The organism is Xiashengella succiniciproducens (assembly GCF_023674465.1).
In the GTDB taxonomy this organism is placed as follows: domain Bacteria; phylum Bacteroidota; class Bacteroidia; order Bacteroidales; family Marinilabiliaceae; genus Geofilum; species Geofilum succiniciproducens.
Window position 1 is genome coordinate 2,601,150 of sequence record NZ_CP098400.1, and the last position, 17,270, is coordinate 2,618,419.

The following is a 17,270-nucleotide window of genomic DNA, read 5'->3' on the forward strand; positions in this document are numbered from 1 at the left end:
GTTCGGATTCCCAAATCCGAACAAAATCGTTTACTTTGCAAAAAAGGAGAAGCATGATTTCGTTCCCAAACGCAAAGATAAATATAGGTCTCTTTGTCTGCTCCCGCAGACCTGACGGCTACCATAATATACAGACGCTTTTCTTCCCTGTCAAAGGTCTCTTCGATAGTCTGGAGATAGTTGAAAATGATAGTAAGGAGGATGAATTTTCTACTTCAGGTCTTATTATTGAAGGCATACCCACTGACAATCTGATAATTAAAGCCCTGAGGCTGATGCGTGAATACGTAGCAGTGCCACCTCTAAAAATACATCTGCACAAGCTAATTCCTTCCGGAGCCGGCCTCGGTGGAGGCTCTGCTGATGCAGCCTTTATGCTAAAGCTGTTGAACGACAAGTTCAGCCTTGGCCTAAGCAAGGAAAAACTTGAGGCTATGGCAGCAAAACTTGGAGCCGATTGCCCTGTGTTTATTGAAAACAAACCAGTGCTTGCCGGTGGAATAGGTAATGAGTTTCAACCTGCAGATATTAATCTAAGCGGTTATACTCTGCAGATAGTCGTTCCACCAATACATGTATCTACAGCAAAAGCTTACTCGCAGATCAAGCCTGCCCTACCATCAGAGAACCTAGGCACATTGGTTAAACACCCGGTTCAGGAATGGTGGCATCTTATAGCAAATGACTTTGAGATACCTGTATTTGGAGGCCATCCTGAGATAAAGAAGATAAAAGAAACAATGTATGATAACGGAGCGGTCTATGCCTCAATGTCAGGAAGTGGATCTGCAGTTTTTGGCCTATTTAAAAGTAAACCTGATAAGCCCTGGACCAGCACTTATTTTGTCCATACCGAAGAAATCTAGTCTGGGATTGGCAATGTAAAGCAGAAGCGACTGCCTTTACCCAGGGTACTTGATATTTCAAGGGTTCCACCATTTCGATGTACAAAGTCACGGCACAGCAACAGACCTAATCCAGACCCCTTCTCACCTCCTGTGCCAACACGACTTATGTCACTTTCATTCTGTACCCTCTGGAGAGTATCCCCATCCATCCCAACGCCGGTATCAACTACGCAGACGCTGACCATCTTGCCATTAATCTTTGCTTCAACAAAGACCTCTCCGCCCGGCTCAGTAAACTTGATGGCATTCATCAAAAGATTACGCAGGATAGTTCGCAACATATTACTATCGGCATAGACTAACACCTCCGGATCTACCTGTTCATATATCGCAATCCTTTTCTTAAGTGCACTATCCGAAAGCAAATCAATTGTCTCCCTCACTACTCCTTCAAGCTTAATCTTTGATGGCAAGCATTTAATCTCATCATTTTGAGAGTGAGCCCAGAAAAGCAAGTTTTCCAGAAGGTTGAAAACCTGTACCGAAGCATCATTGATAAAGCGGGCAAAGGTACGTACCTTCTCCTTGTCCTCATCTTCACCTGCGTCACTTAACAGTGACGCAAAGCCCATTATTGTGTTGAAAGGTCCTCTGAGGTCATGTGCAACAAGAGAGTATAGACGGTCCTTTGTCTGAATATGCTTCATCAGCTGTTCATTTGTCAGCCTCAAAGCCTCAGCCTGCTCTTCAAGTTTTTTGGCCTGTTCAGCAATAAGCATACGTCGATCAACAAGCAGTTTGTTGGCCTCCTCCAAGGCATCTGAACGTCGTTTTAAAGACTCATTCTGCATCCTGAGTCGTATGGTTTGCTCACTAACCATTGACTCCAGTTCAAGCTTCTGCCTTTCAAGTTCTAAGGTCCTCCTCTTCAGTATCAGATATACAAGGAATATTACTGAAAGGACATATAGTATAACAGCCCACCAGGTCATCCACCATGGGGCCAGAATAATTATTGGTAACGAAAGCCCCTCTTCATTCCAGACCCCGTCATTATTGGCTGCCTGTATCTTAAGCACATACTCCCCTGGATAAAGATTAGTATAGGATACTGAGTGCGTGTTGCCCAGCTGGATCCATTCTTCATCAAAACCCTCTAACTTACACATGTACTTGTTATTGTCGGGATTAGACAAACTAAGGGCGGCAAACTCAATTGAAAAAAACTTATGATCATAGGTTAGTACCAACTTATCCAGATAATTGAGCTCACATGGCAGAAGTTTACCATTCCCATACTCTGTCACAGGTTCGTTGAATAATCTCAAACGGGTAAAGCGCAGCGTTGGAGGTCTCAGATTATACTCTATATTTAGCGGATTGAAGTTTGTTACTCCATGAGGCCCGGCAAAATACATTATTCCGGCATCATCATACAAGGAGGCGTTGTTATTGAAACCAAGTCCATCAAGACCGTCAGTCTCATCAAAGGCATGAAAAACCCCAGTTTCAGGGTCAAGGGAGTATATTCCATTAAGAGTTGATATCCATAGATTTCCTTCACCATCTTCCTCTATTGACATTATACTCTGGCCGGCCATTTCATTAGGATACAGCCTCATATTATCATCACTGTCCATCACGTACAGACCATTATTCGTTCCAAGCCACAATCGACCTCTTCTGTCCTGCAGTAAAGAAAGAAACTGATTTGCCCTCAAGCCCTTCTCGGCTTCTTCATCGGAGTAGAATGCCTCAAAAGCATCAGCCCCCTGTCGGAGCAGACTAAGACCATTGGCAGTACCTGCCCACAGGTTGCCTTCTCTGTCAAACAGGAGCTTATATACCCACATGGAACTAAGTCCGGTGTTGACTATATTATAGTTTATAAAGGTACCGGTCTGGGGATTAAACATATCAATACCCCCACCATACAGACCTATCCACAGGTTACCCTTTCTGTCCTCGACTATACTCCTTACATCATTTACAGTCGGAGCTGTAGGTGTAAGTCCCTGGCGCCAAACATCAAAATCCCTTGTCTTCTCATTATACCTATGTAATCCTCCCGCATCAGTTCCAACCCACATCTGACCCTTGCTGTCCCTGAACAATGCTTGTACACTGCCTCTGCCAAGTGCTCTTCGGTCTCCATCCCTAAAATCAATTCTCAGTTTCTTGGCTTCACTAATCGAAAAAATATCAATTCCTCCATCATTATTTCCAAGCCAGAGGTTTCCGTTTCTGTCATAGCTTAGTGCAGTTATATTGGGTCGTGTAGTATGCCATAAATAATCTCCGGAGGCTCGTATAGTATAAAACCCTCTGTTCCAGTATGACACATTTACACCACCTCCATTATGGTAAGTAAAGACATTCTTCAAATTATCGACATAAACACCCAACAAACCTCCGGAAAGACTACCCGGCTCGCTTAGCTTATTGGAGTATGATAAGAAGCTTTCCATTCCTGGCAGGCGCACCTTAATTCCATTATTTTCGCATGCCCACAAACGTCCTGCCTTGTCAGTAAACAAATAAAAGAAAAAGCGCTCGTCGCCTGTCTCAAAATACCTCCTGACCAACTTGCTATTCAACTGAATCCGGGCAAGACCTGAACTTTCCAGAGCAACCCAAACGCTTCCATCCGACTCCGCAATTGACAGTACTGAGTACTCAGTTTTGCTTCCAAATAATTCGCTCTGAAACCACTTATAATCCAGAGGGAAATTAATATCAGGCAAATGAATAATGCCCTTTCCATATTGGTGGCCAATCCACCACTGTCCGTTACTGTCAACAAGTATAACGGATATCAAGCCGAGAGGGGAACTGTACAATAACCTAAAGGACTCAGTATCGTCGTCATACCGATAAATAGAATTGTCACATACGGCCACGAGACTTCCGTCAGGAGTAGTATAAAGATATTCAAGAAAGGGACCAGGTAAGCCACGAAGATTCTTATCGCTGACTACAACTTCAAAACGATCTGACAACCAGTTAAATCTGGCAAGACCATGAGTCGTAGATGCCCAAACCCTGTTATTGCCATCAACGACCATATGTTCCACAATATTCCCTATAACACCCCCTGCAGGGTTGTTTTGACTAAGGGAACGATAGGTTCTTACTTCATACCCATCATAACGATTAACCCCGTCACGCGTACCTATCCACATATAGCCATAATGGTCCTGAGTTACAGACGTAACATACTGGCTAGTCAGATCTCTTCCGCCAGGCAGTCTATTGAAACTTAACTCTGGAACCTGTGCAACTGTATTGATCCAAAAACACAACGCAACCAGCACAAGGCCGAATCTTACCCGTCTCACACGTGCACTTCTTTATTGAATATTAAGCAACCTAACATTTATACATAACTGTAAGGAAAAAGGTTCCTCTCTTTCCGGCCAAACAGTAATTAAAGTAAACCAAAGTGGGATACAGCTGCTAAACTATAACTTTCAAACGAAAGATTCAACAATGAAAAAGCCGAAAGGCAACACCCTTTCGGCCTGAAATTCCGCACCAAAGTCGTCTTAGAATTCTGCATTCCTTGGTGTTCGCGGGAACGGAATTACGTCACGTATATTTGTCATACCTGTAACAAATAGTATGAGACGTTCAAATCCGAGTCCAAAACCGCTGTGAGGTACCGAACCGAATCTTCTTGTGTCAAGATACCACCACATCTCCTCAACCGGGATATGCATCTCATTCATACGACCAACAAGTTTGTCGTAATCTTCCTCACGCTGTGACCCACCGATAATCTCACCAATTTGAGGGAATAGTACGTCCATTGCCCTTACTGTCCTTCCGTCAGCATTGAGCTTCATGTAAAAGGCCTTGATTTCCTTGGGGTAGTCAGTAAGTATTACAGGACGCTTGAAATGCTTTTCAACAAGGTAGCGCTCATGTTCGCTTTGAAGGTCTGATCCGAAACCTTCGACAGGATATTTAAACTGGCCCTTTTTGTTTGGCTTGCTTTCTTTTAGAATATCTATAGCCTCGCTGTATGTGATCCTTACAAAATCATTTGCAAGTACGAAGCGTAGCTTTTCTATCAATTCCATACTACGGTCATCGGCCTTCTTGTCCTTTTCTTCATCCTGCAGTCGTTTGCTAAGGAATTGCAGGTCATCCATGCAGTTTTCCAATGCATAATTGATGAGGTATTTGAGAAACTCTTCAGCCAGATCCATATTATCATTAAGGTCATAGAATGCCATTTCAGGCTCTATCATCCAGAATTCTGCAAGGTGACGTGTGGTATTTGAGTTTTCAGCCCTGAAAGTAGGACCAAAAGTATAAATCTCTCCCATACCCATCGCGGCAAGCTCACCTTCAAGCTGACCGGACACGGTCAGGTTGGTTGCTTTTCCGAAAAAGTCCTGATCGAAATCTATCTTGCCTTCCTCGGTTCTTGGAATGTTATCAAGGTCAAGTGTTGTAACCTGAAACATCTCACCAGCTCCTTCAGCATCTGATGCTGTAATAATTGGGGTGTGGATATTTACAAAACCCTTGGAGGTAAAAAACTGATGTACGGCAAATATCATTGCATGACGCACTCTCGTGATAGCTCCAAAAGTGTTGGTACGAAATCTAAGGTGGGCGTTCTCCCTCAAAAACTCAAGTGAGTGCTTCTTGGGTTGAAGCGGAAAAGTATCTGCATCGCAGTCTCCCAATACCTCTATCTGATCAGCTACCAGTTCAACAGCCTGTCCACTTCCCTGAGATGCAATAAGTTTACCGCTTATTGCAAGTGCAGCTCCGGTTGTTACACGACGCAACAAAGAGTCACCAAACATCTCAACATCAGCAACTATTTGAAGATTATGGATAGTTGATCCATCATTGAGAGCTATAAAGTTTACATTCTTTGAGCCTCTGCGGGTTCTTACCCAGCCTTTTACGAGGTACTCCTCTCCTACCTTACCATCCTTCAGAATAATACTAATCTTAGTGCGTCGCATACTGATAATTTATAAATATGAAACCTATGGAGCCAACAAATAGCTCCGAAAACGGAGGATAAAAATAAGGAATTGTTTATAATTTGAAGACCAGCAGACTGGAAAAAATGGAAACATACCGTCACAGAGCCAAACTCTGTTGCTACACTATTAGCCTGTTTGTGTTGAAATGGGACTTATGCATAGCTTTAGGACTTTCATAGGCAGATAAAAAAGACGCCCCTTGCGGGGCGTCTTATCAGTCTTCCAGTTCTATCATTATATGACCCTTGGGAATCCGCTCTCCTTCAGTGACGCTAATCTTCTTAATCTTACCGTCAAAGGGCATCGTTACTTTGTTAAGCATCTTCATTGCCTCAAGAGTGAGCAGTTCCTGCCCTTCTTTTACAGTATCACCCTCCTTGACGCTGATGGATATTATGGTTCCCGGGATATGTGATTCAACCTCAAATGGATTGGGTTGAATATAGACCTTTCTGTTAAGGTACTTCTTGGTCAGAGTCGTCTTATACTTACGCGCAGTGACCGCAAACTCTACGAGTTCCTTTTTCTCTTCCATGTTGCGATGGTTTAAAATGGTGGTATACCATGTTTCTTAGTCGGACGAGGATCAACCTTGTTTGTAGAAACTTCAATTGCATGCAGCAGCAATGCACGAGTTTCCGAAGGTTCTATCACTGAGTCGATATAGCCCTTGGCTGCAGCCACATAAGGATTAGCGAAGCGCTCGATATACTCCTGAACCTTGAGCTGACGCATCTTATCAGGATCTTCGGCCTCTTCAATTTCCTTCTTGAAGATTATGTTAGCAGCACCTTCCGGACCCATAACTGCAATTTCTGCAGTTGGCCATGCAAACATAAAGTCGGCACCCAGGTGACGGCTGTTCATTGCTATGTAGCCACCTCCATATGCCTTACGCAGGATAACTGTAACCTTGGGCACTGAAGCTTCTGAATAGGCGTATAATACCTTGGCACCGTGACGGATTACACCTGCGTGTTCCTGATCCACACCAGGCAGATAACCAGGCATGTCCTCAAGAGTAATAATAGGAATGTTGAAGGCGTCACAGAAACGAATGAAACGGGCTGCCTTATCTGAGCTGTCGCAATCAAGCACCCCTGCAAGAACAAGAGGTTGGTTGGCTACAAAACCAACTGTCTGACCGTTCATGCGGCCAAAGCCGATAACGATGTTGGGAGCAAACAGTTCCTGGATTTCAAAGAAATCAGAGTCATCGACAATAGCTCTGACAATATCCCTGACATCGTAGGGTTGCTTAGGATCAGAAGGAATAATATCCTCTATTTTACCTTTGAACTTAGGCTCTTTAGGAGGAAATACCTTAGCCTTGGTGCTGTTGTTCCATGGAATAAATGAGATAAGCTTTTTAAGCTGATCAAAGCATTCAAGCTCACTCTTGGCAAAGAAATGTGCATTTCCGGTAATTTCAGCATGCACCCTTGCACCACCAAGCTCTTCCATAGAGATCTCTTCACCGAGTACGGTCTTGATAACATTCGGACCTGTGATAAACATCTTGGAAATGTTGTCAACCACAAATACGAAGTCTGTCAAAGCAGGAGAATAAACAGCTCCACCGGCACAAGGACCGAGAATTACCGAAATCTGGGGTATTACACCTGATGCCAATGTATTTCGATAGAATATTTCTCCATATCCTGCCAGAGAGTTAACCCCCTCCTGAATACGAGCACCTCCTGAATCGTTGATACCAATCAGAGGAACCCTCATCTTAAGGGCATGGTCCATAATCTTGGTGATCTTGCGTGCGTGCATCAATCCCAGAGAACCACCGGCTACGGTAAAATCCTGTGCATAAATACATACCGGAGCACCATAAATAGTACCGGTACCAATTATTACACCGTCACCGTGCAACTCCTTCTTATCCATACCGAAGTCACGACCTTCATGCTCAACAAAAAGATCATATTCAGTAAATGAGTCTGCGTCGAGAATGGTTTGGATGCGTTCACGGGCAGTCATTTTACCCATAGCCTGTTGCTTTTCAATGGCTTTTTCACCGCCTCCCGACTGAACCTTTTCTCTCCTTTTACGGAGTTCAAGGATGTGTTTTTTTAATGACATACTTAATTAGTTTTGGTTAATTAATTGTTTGTCAGAAAGTTACATCAGCTTTTCCCAAAGCAAATGCGTTACATAATTACAAATTTTAGATTCAATCACCCGCATTTTTAACTTTTAATTTTCTCCCTCTGCGGCTAATTTCAACCATATCAAATAGATAGATAACCGCGAACTGGCAGGTTCCGGCATTTTTATAAAACAAGCAAGTAGGAAGACTATTTGGGAGCCTTATAATAAAGGAAGGCTGTAATGCCGGCAAATACGATATTGGGCAGCCACACTGCAAGCAAAGGACTCATATTGCCATTAATTGCAAAGGTCGTGGATATAGTAAGAAACAATATATATGCAAAGCTAAGAGCTATCCCGACACCGATATGCAAGCCCATTCCTCCCCTCACCTTACGTGATGCAAGAGAGAGACCCATAATTGACAGGATAAAGGCCGAAAAGGCAGATGCCGTTCTCCGGTATTTCTCAATCACAAACTCCTCAACATTACCAACCCCTCTGGCAAGTTGCTCATCGATGTACACAGAAAGTTCCCTGTTATTCATTGTTTCATAAAACTTCCTTTCTTCCTTCAGGTCGATGGGCCTCATGTTGAGCACAGTATCCAGACGATCGCCTTCGGTGATAATTTGTTTACCTCCATCCAGAAACTCACGCTTAACATATCTCTGCAGAATCCATCCTGAGCTCAGGGTGTCATATACAGCTGACAGTGCCGTCAGTTTTGTCTTGAGTTCTTTACCGTCAAAAACCTCAAGGGTGAAATCATCACCAACTTCCCTCAGTGAGGAATAGCGGCGTACATATACAAAGACACCCGGTTCAATCTGCATATGAATATTGGTTCTTCCGGTCTCCTTGCGCTTCTTTATATATGTTGCCTCAAACTCCAGCCTGGTCTTGTTGGCAGGGGGAATAATATAAGCACCAAGCACGAAGGAAAAGGTACTGATTATTGCAGCTCCTATGATATAAGGTACTACCAGACGTCTGAAGCTGACGCCGCTTGACAAAATGGCTATTATCTCAGTCTGATACGCCATCTTGGAGGTAAAGAATATTACAGCTATAAAAACGAACAGCGGAGTAAAGAGATTGGCGAAATACGGGATGAAATTGGCATAGTAATCAAGGACGATTGCCTGAAGGGGAGCATCACTCTCAAGAAAGTCATCTATCTTCTCGGCCAGGTCAAAGACCACCGATATGCTTATTATCAGCAGTATGGCAAAGAAGAAGGTTCCAAGAAACTTCTTTAATATGTATATGTCAAGTTTCTTCAATCAATTTAAGTTTTACAGGTTATAACCTTTACAAAAATAGATATATCCGCGATAACTATAAGCGCTGGCCCAGTTGTTTGATTATTTTATCCTTCCACTCAACAAAAGTACCTGCCAATATCTGCTGTCTTGCTTCTCCGACCAACCACAAGTAGAATGCCAAATTATGCTGAGATGCAATCTGCGGACCCAACATCTCTCCGGCTACGAATAAATGCCTCAGGTATGCCTTACTGTACATAAGGTCGTAAGCACTATGTCCTTCAGCATCTATCGGACTAAAATCCTTCTTCCACTTTTCATTCTTAATATTTATAATACCCTGAGAAGTGAAAAGCATGCCATTGCGACCATTGCGGGTCGGCATCACACAATCAAACATATCTACTCCTAGTGCAATCGCTTCCAGTATATTGATGGGAGTTCCCACTCCCATCAGGTACCTTGGTTTATCCTTTGGAAGAATGTTATTGACAAGCTCAATCATCTCATACATTACATCCTCTGGTTCCCCAACCGCCAGTCCACCAATGGCATTTCCCTCACGTTCAAAGGATGCAATATACTCGGCTGACTGGGTACGCAGATCTCTGTAACCACTGCCCTGCACAATTGGGAAGAGTGTCTGGCTATATCCGTAAAGCGGTTCGGTAGAGTCAAAGCGATCTACACACCTCTTGAGCCATCTGTGAGTAAGCTCCATGGAAGTCTTAGCATACTTATTGTCAGAATCACCCGGAGGACATTCATCAAAGGCCATCATGATATCAGCACCGATTACACGTTCAATATCCATTACTCCTTCTGGTGAAAAAAAATGCCTTGAGCCATCAATGTGAGACTGAAACTCAGCGCCCTCTTCTCTTAGCTTGCGCCTGTGACTCAGGGAAAAAACCTGAAAGCCACCACTATCTGTCAGTATAGGTCTGTCCCATGCATTGAAACGGTGAAGACCGCCGGCTGCCTTGAGCACATCAAGACCAGGCCTTAAATATAGGTGATAAGTATTGCCAAGAATTATCTGAGCTTTTACCTCGTCTTTAAGATCCCTGACATGTATGCCCTTTACCGAACCGACTGTTCCCACCGGCATAAAAATGGGTGTCTCAATCTGCCCATGATCGGTCGTAATTAGGCCAACACGGGCACTGGATGAAGCATCAGTCTTCTGAAGTACGAAATCCATCAGGATGTATAGTTAAAAAACAGAGTGGCAAAGATAGTACTTGAAACTGAATAATAAGTTAACTGCTAATTTGAGGGTCTTATAATACTTGCAGGCAAATGAAAAAAGTTGCATTTTTGGCCAAAACATTACCATATGCATTTCCCGCTTCCTACGCTGACAGAAGCTATCTTGCTCGTACTTGTAGCCGTAAGTTTCCTCCTTCAGTTGTGGTTTCTCTTGAGAAGAGTAAGACCTCTGGCATTTTACAAGAACAAATACAGTAATGCGGAATTTAATAAGCCTGTTTCTATAATTATCTGCGCTAAAAATGAGGCAGAAAACCTAGAAAGGTTTCTGCCGGAACTGTTGGAACAAAACTATCCTGAGTATGAAGTGGTAGTTGTCAACGACACTTCAGAAGACGATTCTGACATGGTTCTTGCCAGACTTAAGGCTAAATATCCTCACCTGTATTACACAACTATTCCAAAGGACAGGATATTCAGACACGGGAAAAAACTCGCTCTTACAATTGGAGTTAAGGCCGCCAAATACGATTACCTGCTTCTTACAGATGCAGATTGTATGCCTGCCGGAAAAAACTGGCTTCGCAGGATGGTAGCCCCCTTTGCAGGACAGAAAACGGAAATAGTTCTCGGATTCGGAGGATACAACAAGGAGAAGGGTTTCTGCAACTTACTCGTACGCTATGACACTTTTTTTACAGCTATTCAATATCTGGGATTTGCGCTAAGTTCGAAACCATATATGGGTGTTGGTCGCAACCTGGCCTATACAAAGCAGTTGTTTGTTGGTAACAATGGGGTGAAAAGTCATTCCCATATACTATCGGGTGATGACGATCTTTTCGTTCAACAGGTGATTAGAAAAGACAATTTCGCACTGTCTCTGGATCAGGAAGCACATACCATATCGATTCCCCCTAAAACACTGAGGGACTGGAGAAATCAGAAGGGACGACACCTGAGCACCTCAGGCTATTACAGGGCCGGAGTGAAGACCGAACTGGCAATCGAACCAATAAGCAGACAACTTTTTTTATTATCTTCGATTATTTTAGTATTTTTTAATACATTTGCCATAGCAGCCGCCGGTCTGTGGTTTTTAAGGTTGGTTCTACAGTTGGTATTGTGGGCCAGGACAGCTAAAGTGCTAAATCAGGGAAAACTTTTCTGGTCAGTTTTGTTTTTTGATATCATACACCCCTGGTTGCTACTGTGGGCTAAGATCGGTACATTTAACAGAAGAAAGAGTACACAATGGAAGTGAATCCAAATCTATCGGAGAAAGCAAAATATGATCTGGAGCTTGTGGCCAGAGCCAATAACGGTGATCAGAAGGCGTATGCCGAACTGATGACCCGATATAAGGATGCCATTTACTTTATGCTCCTCAAGATGATAAACAACAAAACTGATGCTGAAGATCTGACTATCGAGGCCTTTGGTAAAGCATTCAAGAATCTTTCCCAGTATTCTCCCCACTATGCTTTCAGCACCTGGCTTTTTAAGATAGCTTCCAACAACTGTATCGACTACCTTAGGAAGAAGCGCTCGAATGTTATCTCAATAGACCGTAACTTCGTTGATGAGAAGGATACTGAACCACAAGTTCAGCTTAGGGACGAAACTCCGGATCCTGAAGAAAACCTGATCAGATCGCAAAAAGCAGTTCTGATGCGCACCATCGTTCAAAAGCTAAAGCCGCGATACAGAACTCTAATCGAACTTCGATACTTCAAAGAGTATTCGTATGAGGAGATTTCTGAAGAACTGGGCTTACCTCTTGGTACCGTCAAGGCGCAACTGTTTAGGGCAAGGGAACTCCTGTACAACACACTTAAAAACTCTGAAGTCAAGCACTAAAACGCTGCCTCCAAGTGGACATTTTGCATTAAGACATTTTCAACAGATAGCCAGAAGTTGTTTGTGCTCTGATTTATTCATAAAGGTATCTTCTCAAATGTGGCTGATATTGCTTACATCAGTTAAATACAGTGGATATTCCACCTACGCTGAATAACAGATCCCCCTTCCTGTGAAATAATCCGCACCGTATTTGTATCTTTGACCCTGTAACGCCGCTATCACAGAGCATGGATATAATACTCAAATATTTCAGAGGGCTGGAGCCTAAGCAGAAGGAAAGGATTGAACGTCTTAAGGATCTTTATCTGGAATGGAATAGCAAAATCAATGTTATTTCCCGTAAAGACATGGACAACTTTTACGAAAGGCATGTCCTCCATTCAATGGCCATCAACCACTTTATTACATTTGCTCCAGGATCCAGAATCATTGATGTAGGAACAGGAGGTGGCTTCCCCGGAATACCATTGGCTATTATGTTACCTGAGGTTGAGTTTTCCCTACTCGATAGTATTGCCAAAAAGATAAAGGTTGTTGAAGCCGTAGCTGAAGCTCTTGAACTGAAAAATGTAAAGACCATCAATATGAGGTCGGAGCAACACAAGGAACAGTACGACTTTATAGTAAGTCGAGCAGTAGCAGCCATGCCTGTCTTCATAAACCAGACCCGCCATCTGGTTACCAGGCAACAACGAAACTCAATCAGTAACGGAGCAATTTGCCTAAAAGGTGGAAATCTGGAGGAAGAAATGAAAAGTTTCAGAAATATTGCAACAGAGGTTAAACTGTCAGAGTACTATAGTGAAGATTTCTTCCACACCAAATGTCTGATACATATCCCCCTCTGATAGTGTACGAAACAGCCTTAACCCTTTAAGGCCATTAGGTTTCAGACAGAGCATTACCTGACCAAAATACATCCTTAGATGCTTTAGCGCAGTATATTAAATAAAAGAATAAAAGATGTAAGATTCATTTGGATTGAAATAAAAAACAGCTATTTTTGCAGTCCAAATTCGAAAGATAGTTGTTAACAAAATAAGCATCATTGAAGCCTTCCTTAAAAAATAAGGGTTGCCTCAATAGCCTAAAATAAAAACCAATAGAGATGAAACGTACATTCCAACCATCAAACCGGAAAAGAATTAACAAGCATGGCTTCCGTAGTCGCATGGCAACAGCTAACGGACGTAGGGTATTGTCATCCAGGCGCGCTAAAGGAAGGAAAAGGCTAACTGTTTCCTGCGAAAAGAAGGGTAAGGCTTAATAATTAAGCTCTTATATAGGATATTAAAGGGAGTTGACCCGCCTGTGCGGGTCAGCTCCCTTTTTTGTAGCTTCATGTAAAGCGCATTTGAAGTTTTTATACTACTTTTGAATCATATCAGTAATATCAATCCAAATGCTGGACTGGAAAAAGATTTATAAAAATTACCTGGTAAAAAACATAGGCATCTTAATAGCAGCAGCCCTGGTGCTTATAATAATAGTATTTTTCTTTATCAGGATCTATACACGACATGGTGAAGCCAAGGCCATACCTGATTTCAGGGGCTTAACAGAATCTCAGCTTCAACACCTCATCAAGGAAAACGAACTGCGTTACACAGTAATAGACAGTGTATACATTGATGATCAACCAAGAGGTGTCGTAATCGACCAGACTCCAAAAGCCGGTGAATTGGTAAAGAAGAACAGACGTATTTTCTTTACCATCAATTCATGGAGTGCTGAGCAGATAGTAGTTCCCAACCTCATAGACAACAGTCTAAGGAGCGCTCAGGCCTACCTCGAATCACTGGGCTTCAGGCTGGGTAAGCTTATATATATTCCCTCCGAATACAAGAACATGGTGCTGGGACAGCACTACAATGGAAAACCGATTGATCCGGGGACCCAACTTCCCAGAGGCTCAGTAATTGACTTACTTGTTGGACGAGGACTAAGCAATGAGACAACACCAGTACCCAACCTTCTGGGTATGACCGTCCGCGAAGCCCAAAAACAGGCACAGAGCCTCTACCTGAATATTGGCGCCATTGTAATGGAGGAGGGAATAGACAGTTCTGCAGCCTTTATATATCGTCAGATCCCGTCTTCAGGAAGTGGCCAGGTTCTTAACCTGGGTGCTTCGATAGATGTGTGGCTGACTGATGATACTTCTATGCATCCCGACTCACTCATAATATATGATTCATTCCCGGAAGATGACCTTGGGGGGGATGAAGATTTTGACAATGAGTTTTTTTAATAGTGGAAAGGTCATAACTTGCGCATTATTTGCGAATTTGCTCTATGATTGAGGATATAGATGAGTTGGATGATTTCGCCGAAAATGAAGAGAATGGCGACGAGGGTCAAAATTTTGAGCATTACCGTTTTGTCGCTGACCCCGGTCAGCGACTTCTTAGGGTTGATGTTTTTCTTACCAACCGTATAGAGAACGCTTCAAGGAATAAAATACAGGAGGCAGCTCAGGCCGGTTGTATTCATGTCAATGGTAAACCTGTCAAGTCAAATTACAGGGTCAAACCCAATGATGTGATATCTGTGGTATTCTCATATCCTCCAAGGGAAATAGAGATAATTCCACAAGATATACCGCTTAACATTGTTTATGAAGATGAGGACCTGATCGTAATAAACAAGGACCCTGGCATGGTGGTCCATCCCGGTCACGGCAACTACACCGGCACCCTTGTCAATGCTCTTGCCTGGCACTTCAAAGACAAACCATGGTTTGGAAACAAAGATCCGCGTCCCGGACTGGTGCACAGGATTGACAAAGACACATCAGGACTGCTGGTTGTGGCCAAGAATGATCAGGCCAAAATGAAACTTGCCCTGCAATTCTTTGAGAAAACATCTACCAGAACGTATCAGGCACTTGTATGGGGGACCCCGAAACCGGAGACAGGTACTATAATCGGAAATATTGGCCGCAGTCAGAAGGACAGAAGGCAAATGGCAATATTTGTAAACGGAGAACAAGGGAAACCTGCAATCACGCATTACAGAGTACTGGAGTCATTTTCATATGTCTCATTAGTTGAGTGCAGGCTTGAAACCGGAAGGACTCACCAGATCAGAGCCCACTTCAAGCATATAGGGCATACTTTGTTTAATGACGAGCGTTATGGAGGCAACCAGATTCTGAAAGGAACGACTTTTACAAAGTACAAGCAGTTTGTGGAAAACTGCTTTAAAATTCTGCCACGTCAGGCCCTGCATGCCAAGACCCTGGGATTTACACATCCTTCTACAGGAAAATATATGGAGTTTGACTCCGATATACCTGATGACATGAAGCAGTGTATTGAAAAGTGGCGTAACTATAATCCCGGTTGGGAAACCGAATAAAATAGCTTTATATGGACAGGAGGAATATTGCAGTAATATACGGCGGTTACTCGTCCGAAGAGGTTGTAAGCCGCAAGAGTGCCGAAGGAGTACTATCCTTTATTGACAAGGATAAGTATAATCTCTATCCCGTATTGATTACCAGGGACAAATGGAGTGTAGAACTCAACGGCAGTACATGGCCTGTTGACAAGGCAGAATTCTCAGCAGAAATCAATGGACAGAAGGTCAGCTTTGACTTTGCTTATATAACAATACACGGCACACCTGCCGAAGATGGGATCCTGCAGGGTTACCTTAAGATGCTCAATGTCCCCCACTCTACATGTGATGTACTGGCTGCGGCCGTCACTTTCAATAAGTTTGTCTGCAACCATTACCTGAAGAGTTTTGGTGTCAACGTTGCAAACTCTGTCCTTTTACGACAGAGTCATCCATACGAGGTAAAAGATATAGCACTCAAAACCGGCTTCCCCTGCTTTGTAAAACCCAATGCCGGCGGTTCCAGCTTTGGTGTAACCAAGGTCAGGGAATTGTCCGAACTTGAACCTGCCATTAAAAAGGCATTCAAGGAAAGTGATGAAGTAATAATTGAGCAGTTTCTGGAAGGTACTGAGGTAACCTGCGGCCTTTACAAGACAGCAGAAAAAGCTGTGATTTTCCCAATAACAGAGGTTGTCAGCACCAACGAATTCTTCGACTTTGAGGCCAAATATACACCCGGAAAGGCACACGAGATAACCCCGGCCAGGATAAGTGATGAGCTGACCCTGTCAATCAGGAAGCAGTCTTCTATTATATACGACCTCATAGGTTGTAAGGGGATAGTCAGGATGGACTATATAATCAGTGATAACAGACCCTTCCTCCTAGAAGTCAATACAACACCTGGAATGACAATCACCAGCTTTATCCCTCAGCAGATCAGGGCAGCAGGAATGGATATCAAAGAAGTCTTTACAGATGTGATAGAGGATTGCATAGCAAGGCACAAAGGCTGATTTTCAGATGGTCGTCAAGAACATTTTCCCCATAGGGCTGTTTATTTCAAAAAAGGTATCAACCAAATAAAAACTCAAACAATGGAAAAGAATAATATCAAGGTCACCTTTAAGGGGCAGCCCGTTACCCTGCTTGGCAAAGTTGCAAAAGTAGGCGATACCGCACCCGACTTTACAGTCCTCAGTTCATCCCTACAACCTGTAAAACTATCAGATTACGAAGGCAAGGTAAAGGTGATTGCAGTATATCCCTCTATTGATACAGGAGTCTGTCAGGCTCAAAACCGCCGCTTCAACAAAGAAGCCGACCAACTTAAAGATGTCGTGGTTCTGTCTGTATCTGTTGACCTGCCCTTTGCACAAAGCCGTTTCTGCGCAGCTGAGGGTCTTAACAACATAGTTACACTGTCAGATCACAAGGATCTGGATTTCGGAAGCAAATATGGCTTTGTAATCCAGGAACTACGTCTTCTTGCCCGTGGTACAGTAATCATAGACAAGGACAACAAGATAAAATACGTAGAATATGTACCTGAAATTGCCCAGGAACCGGATTACGAAAAAGCACTGGCTGTAGTAAAATCACTAATCTAATCCCGGGAGAAAGAA

General features: G+C 43.2%; 15 protein-coding genes. 9 read left to right on the plus strand and 6 right to left on the minus strand.

The window, feature by feature from the left end; translation table 11 throughout:
- Positions 1-53 precede the first annotated feature (53 nt).
- On the plus strand, positions 54-866 hold the full coding sequence (ispE, locus tag M9189_RS10755) for a 4-(cytidine 5'-diphospho)-2-C-methyl-D-erythritol kinase (RefSeq protein ID WP_250723142.1): 813 nt from the start codon (positions 54-56) through the stop codon (positions 864-866).
- On the opposite strand, the gene M9189_RS10760 is transcribed toward ispE, so the two are convergent.
- From M9189_RS10760 to tgt, 6 genes are all read right to left on the minus strand, one after another.
- Positions 863-4,186 (minus strand): sensor histidine kinase, encoded by a 3,324-nt coding sequence (locus M9189_RS10760; protein ID WP_250723144.1) that lies wholly within the window; start codon positions 4,184-4,186, stop codon positions 863-865. The genes ispE and M9189_RS10760 overlap by 4 nt on opposite strands.
- A gap of 207 nt (positions 4,187-4,393) precedes the next feature.
- Positions 4,394-5,833: an asparagine--tRNA ligase gene (gene asnS, locus M9189_RS10765; protein WP_250723145.1), complete on the minus strand. Its 1,440-nt coding sequence runs from the start codon at positions 5,831-5,833 to the stop codon at positions 4,394-4,396.
- 238 nt (positions 5,834-6,071) lie between these two features.
- Entirely contained in the window at positions 6,072-6,392 is a 321-nt protein-coding gene (locus M9189_RS10770) for an acyl-CoA carboxylase biotin carboxyl carrier protein subunit (protein WP_250723147.1), read from the minus strand.
- Between the two features lie 11 nt (positions 6,393-6,403).
- The gene (locus M9189_RS10775; RefSeq protein WP_250723149.1) at positions 6,404-7,948 is read right to left on the minus strand and encodes an acyl-CoA carboxylase subunit beta; all 1,545 of its coding nucleotides are present in this window, start codon (positions 7,946-7,948) and stop codon (positions 6,404-6,406) included.
- A gap of 215 nt (positions 7,949-8,163) precedes the next feature.
- The gene (locus tag M9189_RS10780) at positions 8,164-9,243 is read right to left on the minus strand and encodes an LptF/LptG family permease (protein ID WP_250723150.1); all 1,080 of its coding nucleotides are present in this window, start codon (positions 9,241-9,243) and stop codon (positions 8,164-8,166) included.
- Between the two features lie 55 nt (positions 9,244-9,298).
- Complete coding sequence (tgt, locus tag M9189_RS10785) at positions 9,299-10,429, minus strand: tRNA guanosine(34) transglycosylase Tgt (RefSeq protein WP_250723152.1); 1,131 nt, start codon at positions 10,427-10,429, stop codon at positions 9,299-9,301.
- A 135-nt stretch (positions 10,430-10,564) separates the two neighbouring features.
- Between tgt and M9189_RS10790 the strand changes: the two genes are divergently transcribed.
- The 8 genes from M9189_RS10790 to tpx all read left to right on the plus strand — a co-directional run bounded on the left by M9189_RS10790 (position 10,565) and on the right by tpx (position 17,255).
- Positions 10,565-11,701, plus strand: a complete 1,137-nt coding sequence (locus tag M9189_RS10790) for a glycosyltransferase (protein ID WP_250723154.1) — start codon at positions 10,565-10,567, stop codon at positions 11,699-11,701.
- Positions 11,692-12,297 (plus strand): RNA polymerase sigma factor, encoded by a 606-nt coding sequence (locus M9189_RS10795; protein WP_250723155.1) that lies wholly within the window; start codon positions 11,692-11,694, stop codon positions 12,295-12,297. The genes M9189_RS10790 and M9189_RS10795 overlap by 10 nt, the downstream gene beginning before the upstream one ends.
- Before the next feature lie 230 nt (positions 12,298-12,527).
- The gene (gene rsmG / locus M9189_RS10800) at positions 12,528-13,148 is read left to right on the plus strand and encodes a 16S rRNA (guanine(527)-N(7))-methyltransferase RsmG (protein WP_250723156.1); all 621 of its coding nucleotides are present in this window, start codon (positions 12,528-12,530) and stop codon (positions 13,146-13,148) included.
- 260 nt (positions 13,149-13,408) lie between these two features.
- The gene (gene rpmH, locus M9189_RS10805) at positions 13,409-13,567 is read left to right on the plus strand and encodes a 50S ribosomal protein L34 (protein WP_250723158.1); all 159 of its coding nucleotides are present in this window, start codon (positions 13,409-13,411) and stop codon (positions 13,565-13,567) included.
- A 135-nt stretch (positions 13,568-13,702) separates the two neighbouring features.
- Positions 13,703-14,551 carry a PASTA domain-containing protein gene (locus M9189_RS10810; RefSeq protein ID WP_250723159.1) on the plus strand — a complete coding sequence of 283 codons (849 nt, stop codon included), beginning with the start codon at positions 13,703-13,705 and terminating at the stop codon, positions 14,549-14,551.
- A 44-nt stretch (positions 14,552-14,595) separates the two neighbouring features.
- On the plus strand, positions 14,596-15,660 hold the full coding sequence (locus M9189_RS10815; RefSeq protein WP_250723161.1) for an RluA family pseudouridine synthase: 1,065 nt from the start codon (positions 14,596-14,598) through the stop codon (positions 15,658-15,660).
- A gap of 11 nt (positions 15,661-15,671) precedes the next feature.
- The gene (locus M9189_RS10820; protein WP_250723163.1) at positions 15,672-16,661 is read left to right on the plus strand and encodes a D-alanine--D-alanine ligase; all 990 of its coding nucleotides are present in this window, start codon (positions 15,672-15,674) and stop codon (positions 16,659-16,661) included.
- A gap of 81 nt (positions 16,662-16,742) precedes the next feature.
- Positions 16,743-17,255, plus strand: coding sequence for a thiol peroxidase (gene tpx, locus M9189_RS10825; protein ID WP_250723164.1), 513 nt, complete (start codon positions 16,743-16,745; stop codon positions 17,253-17,255).
- The last annotated feature ends 15 nt before the right edge of the window (positions 17,256-17,270 follow it).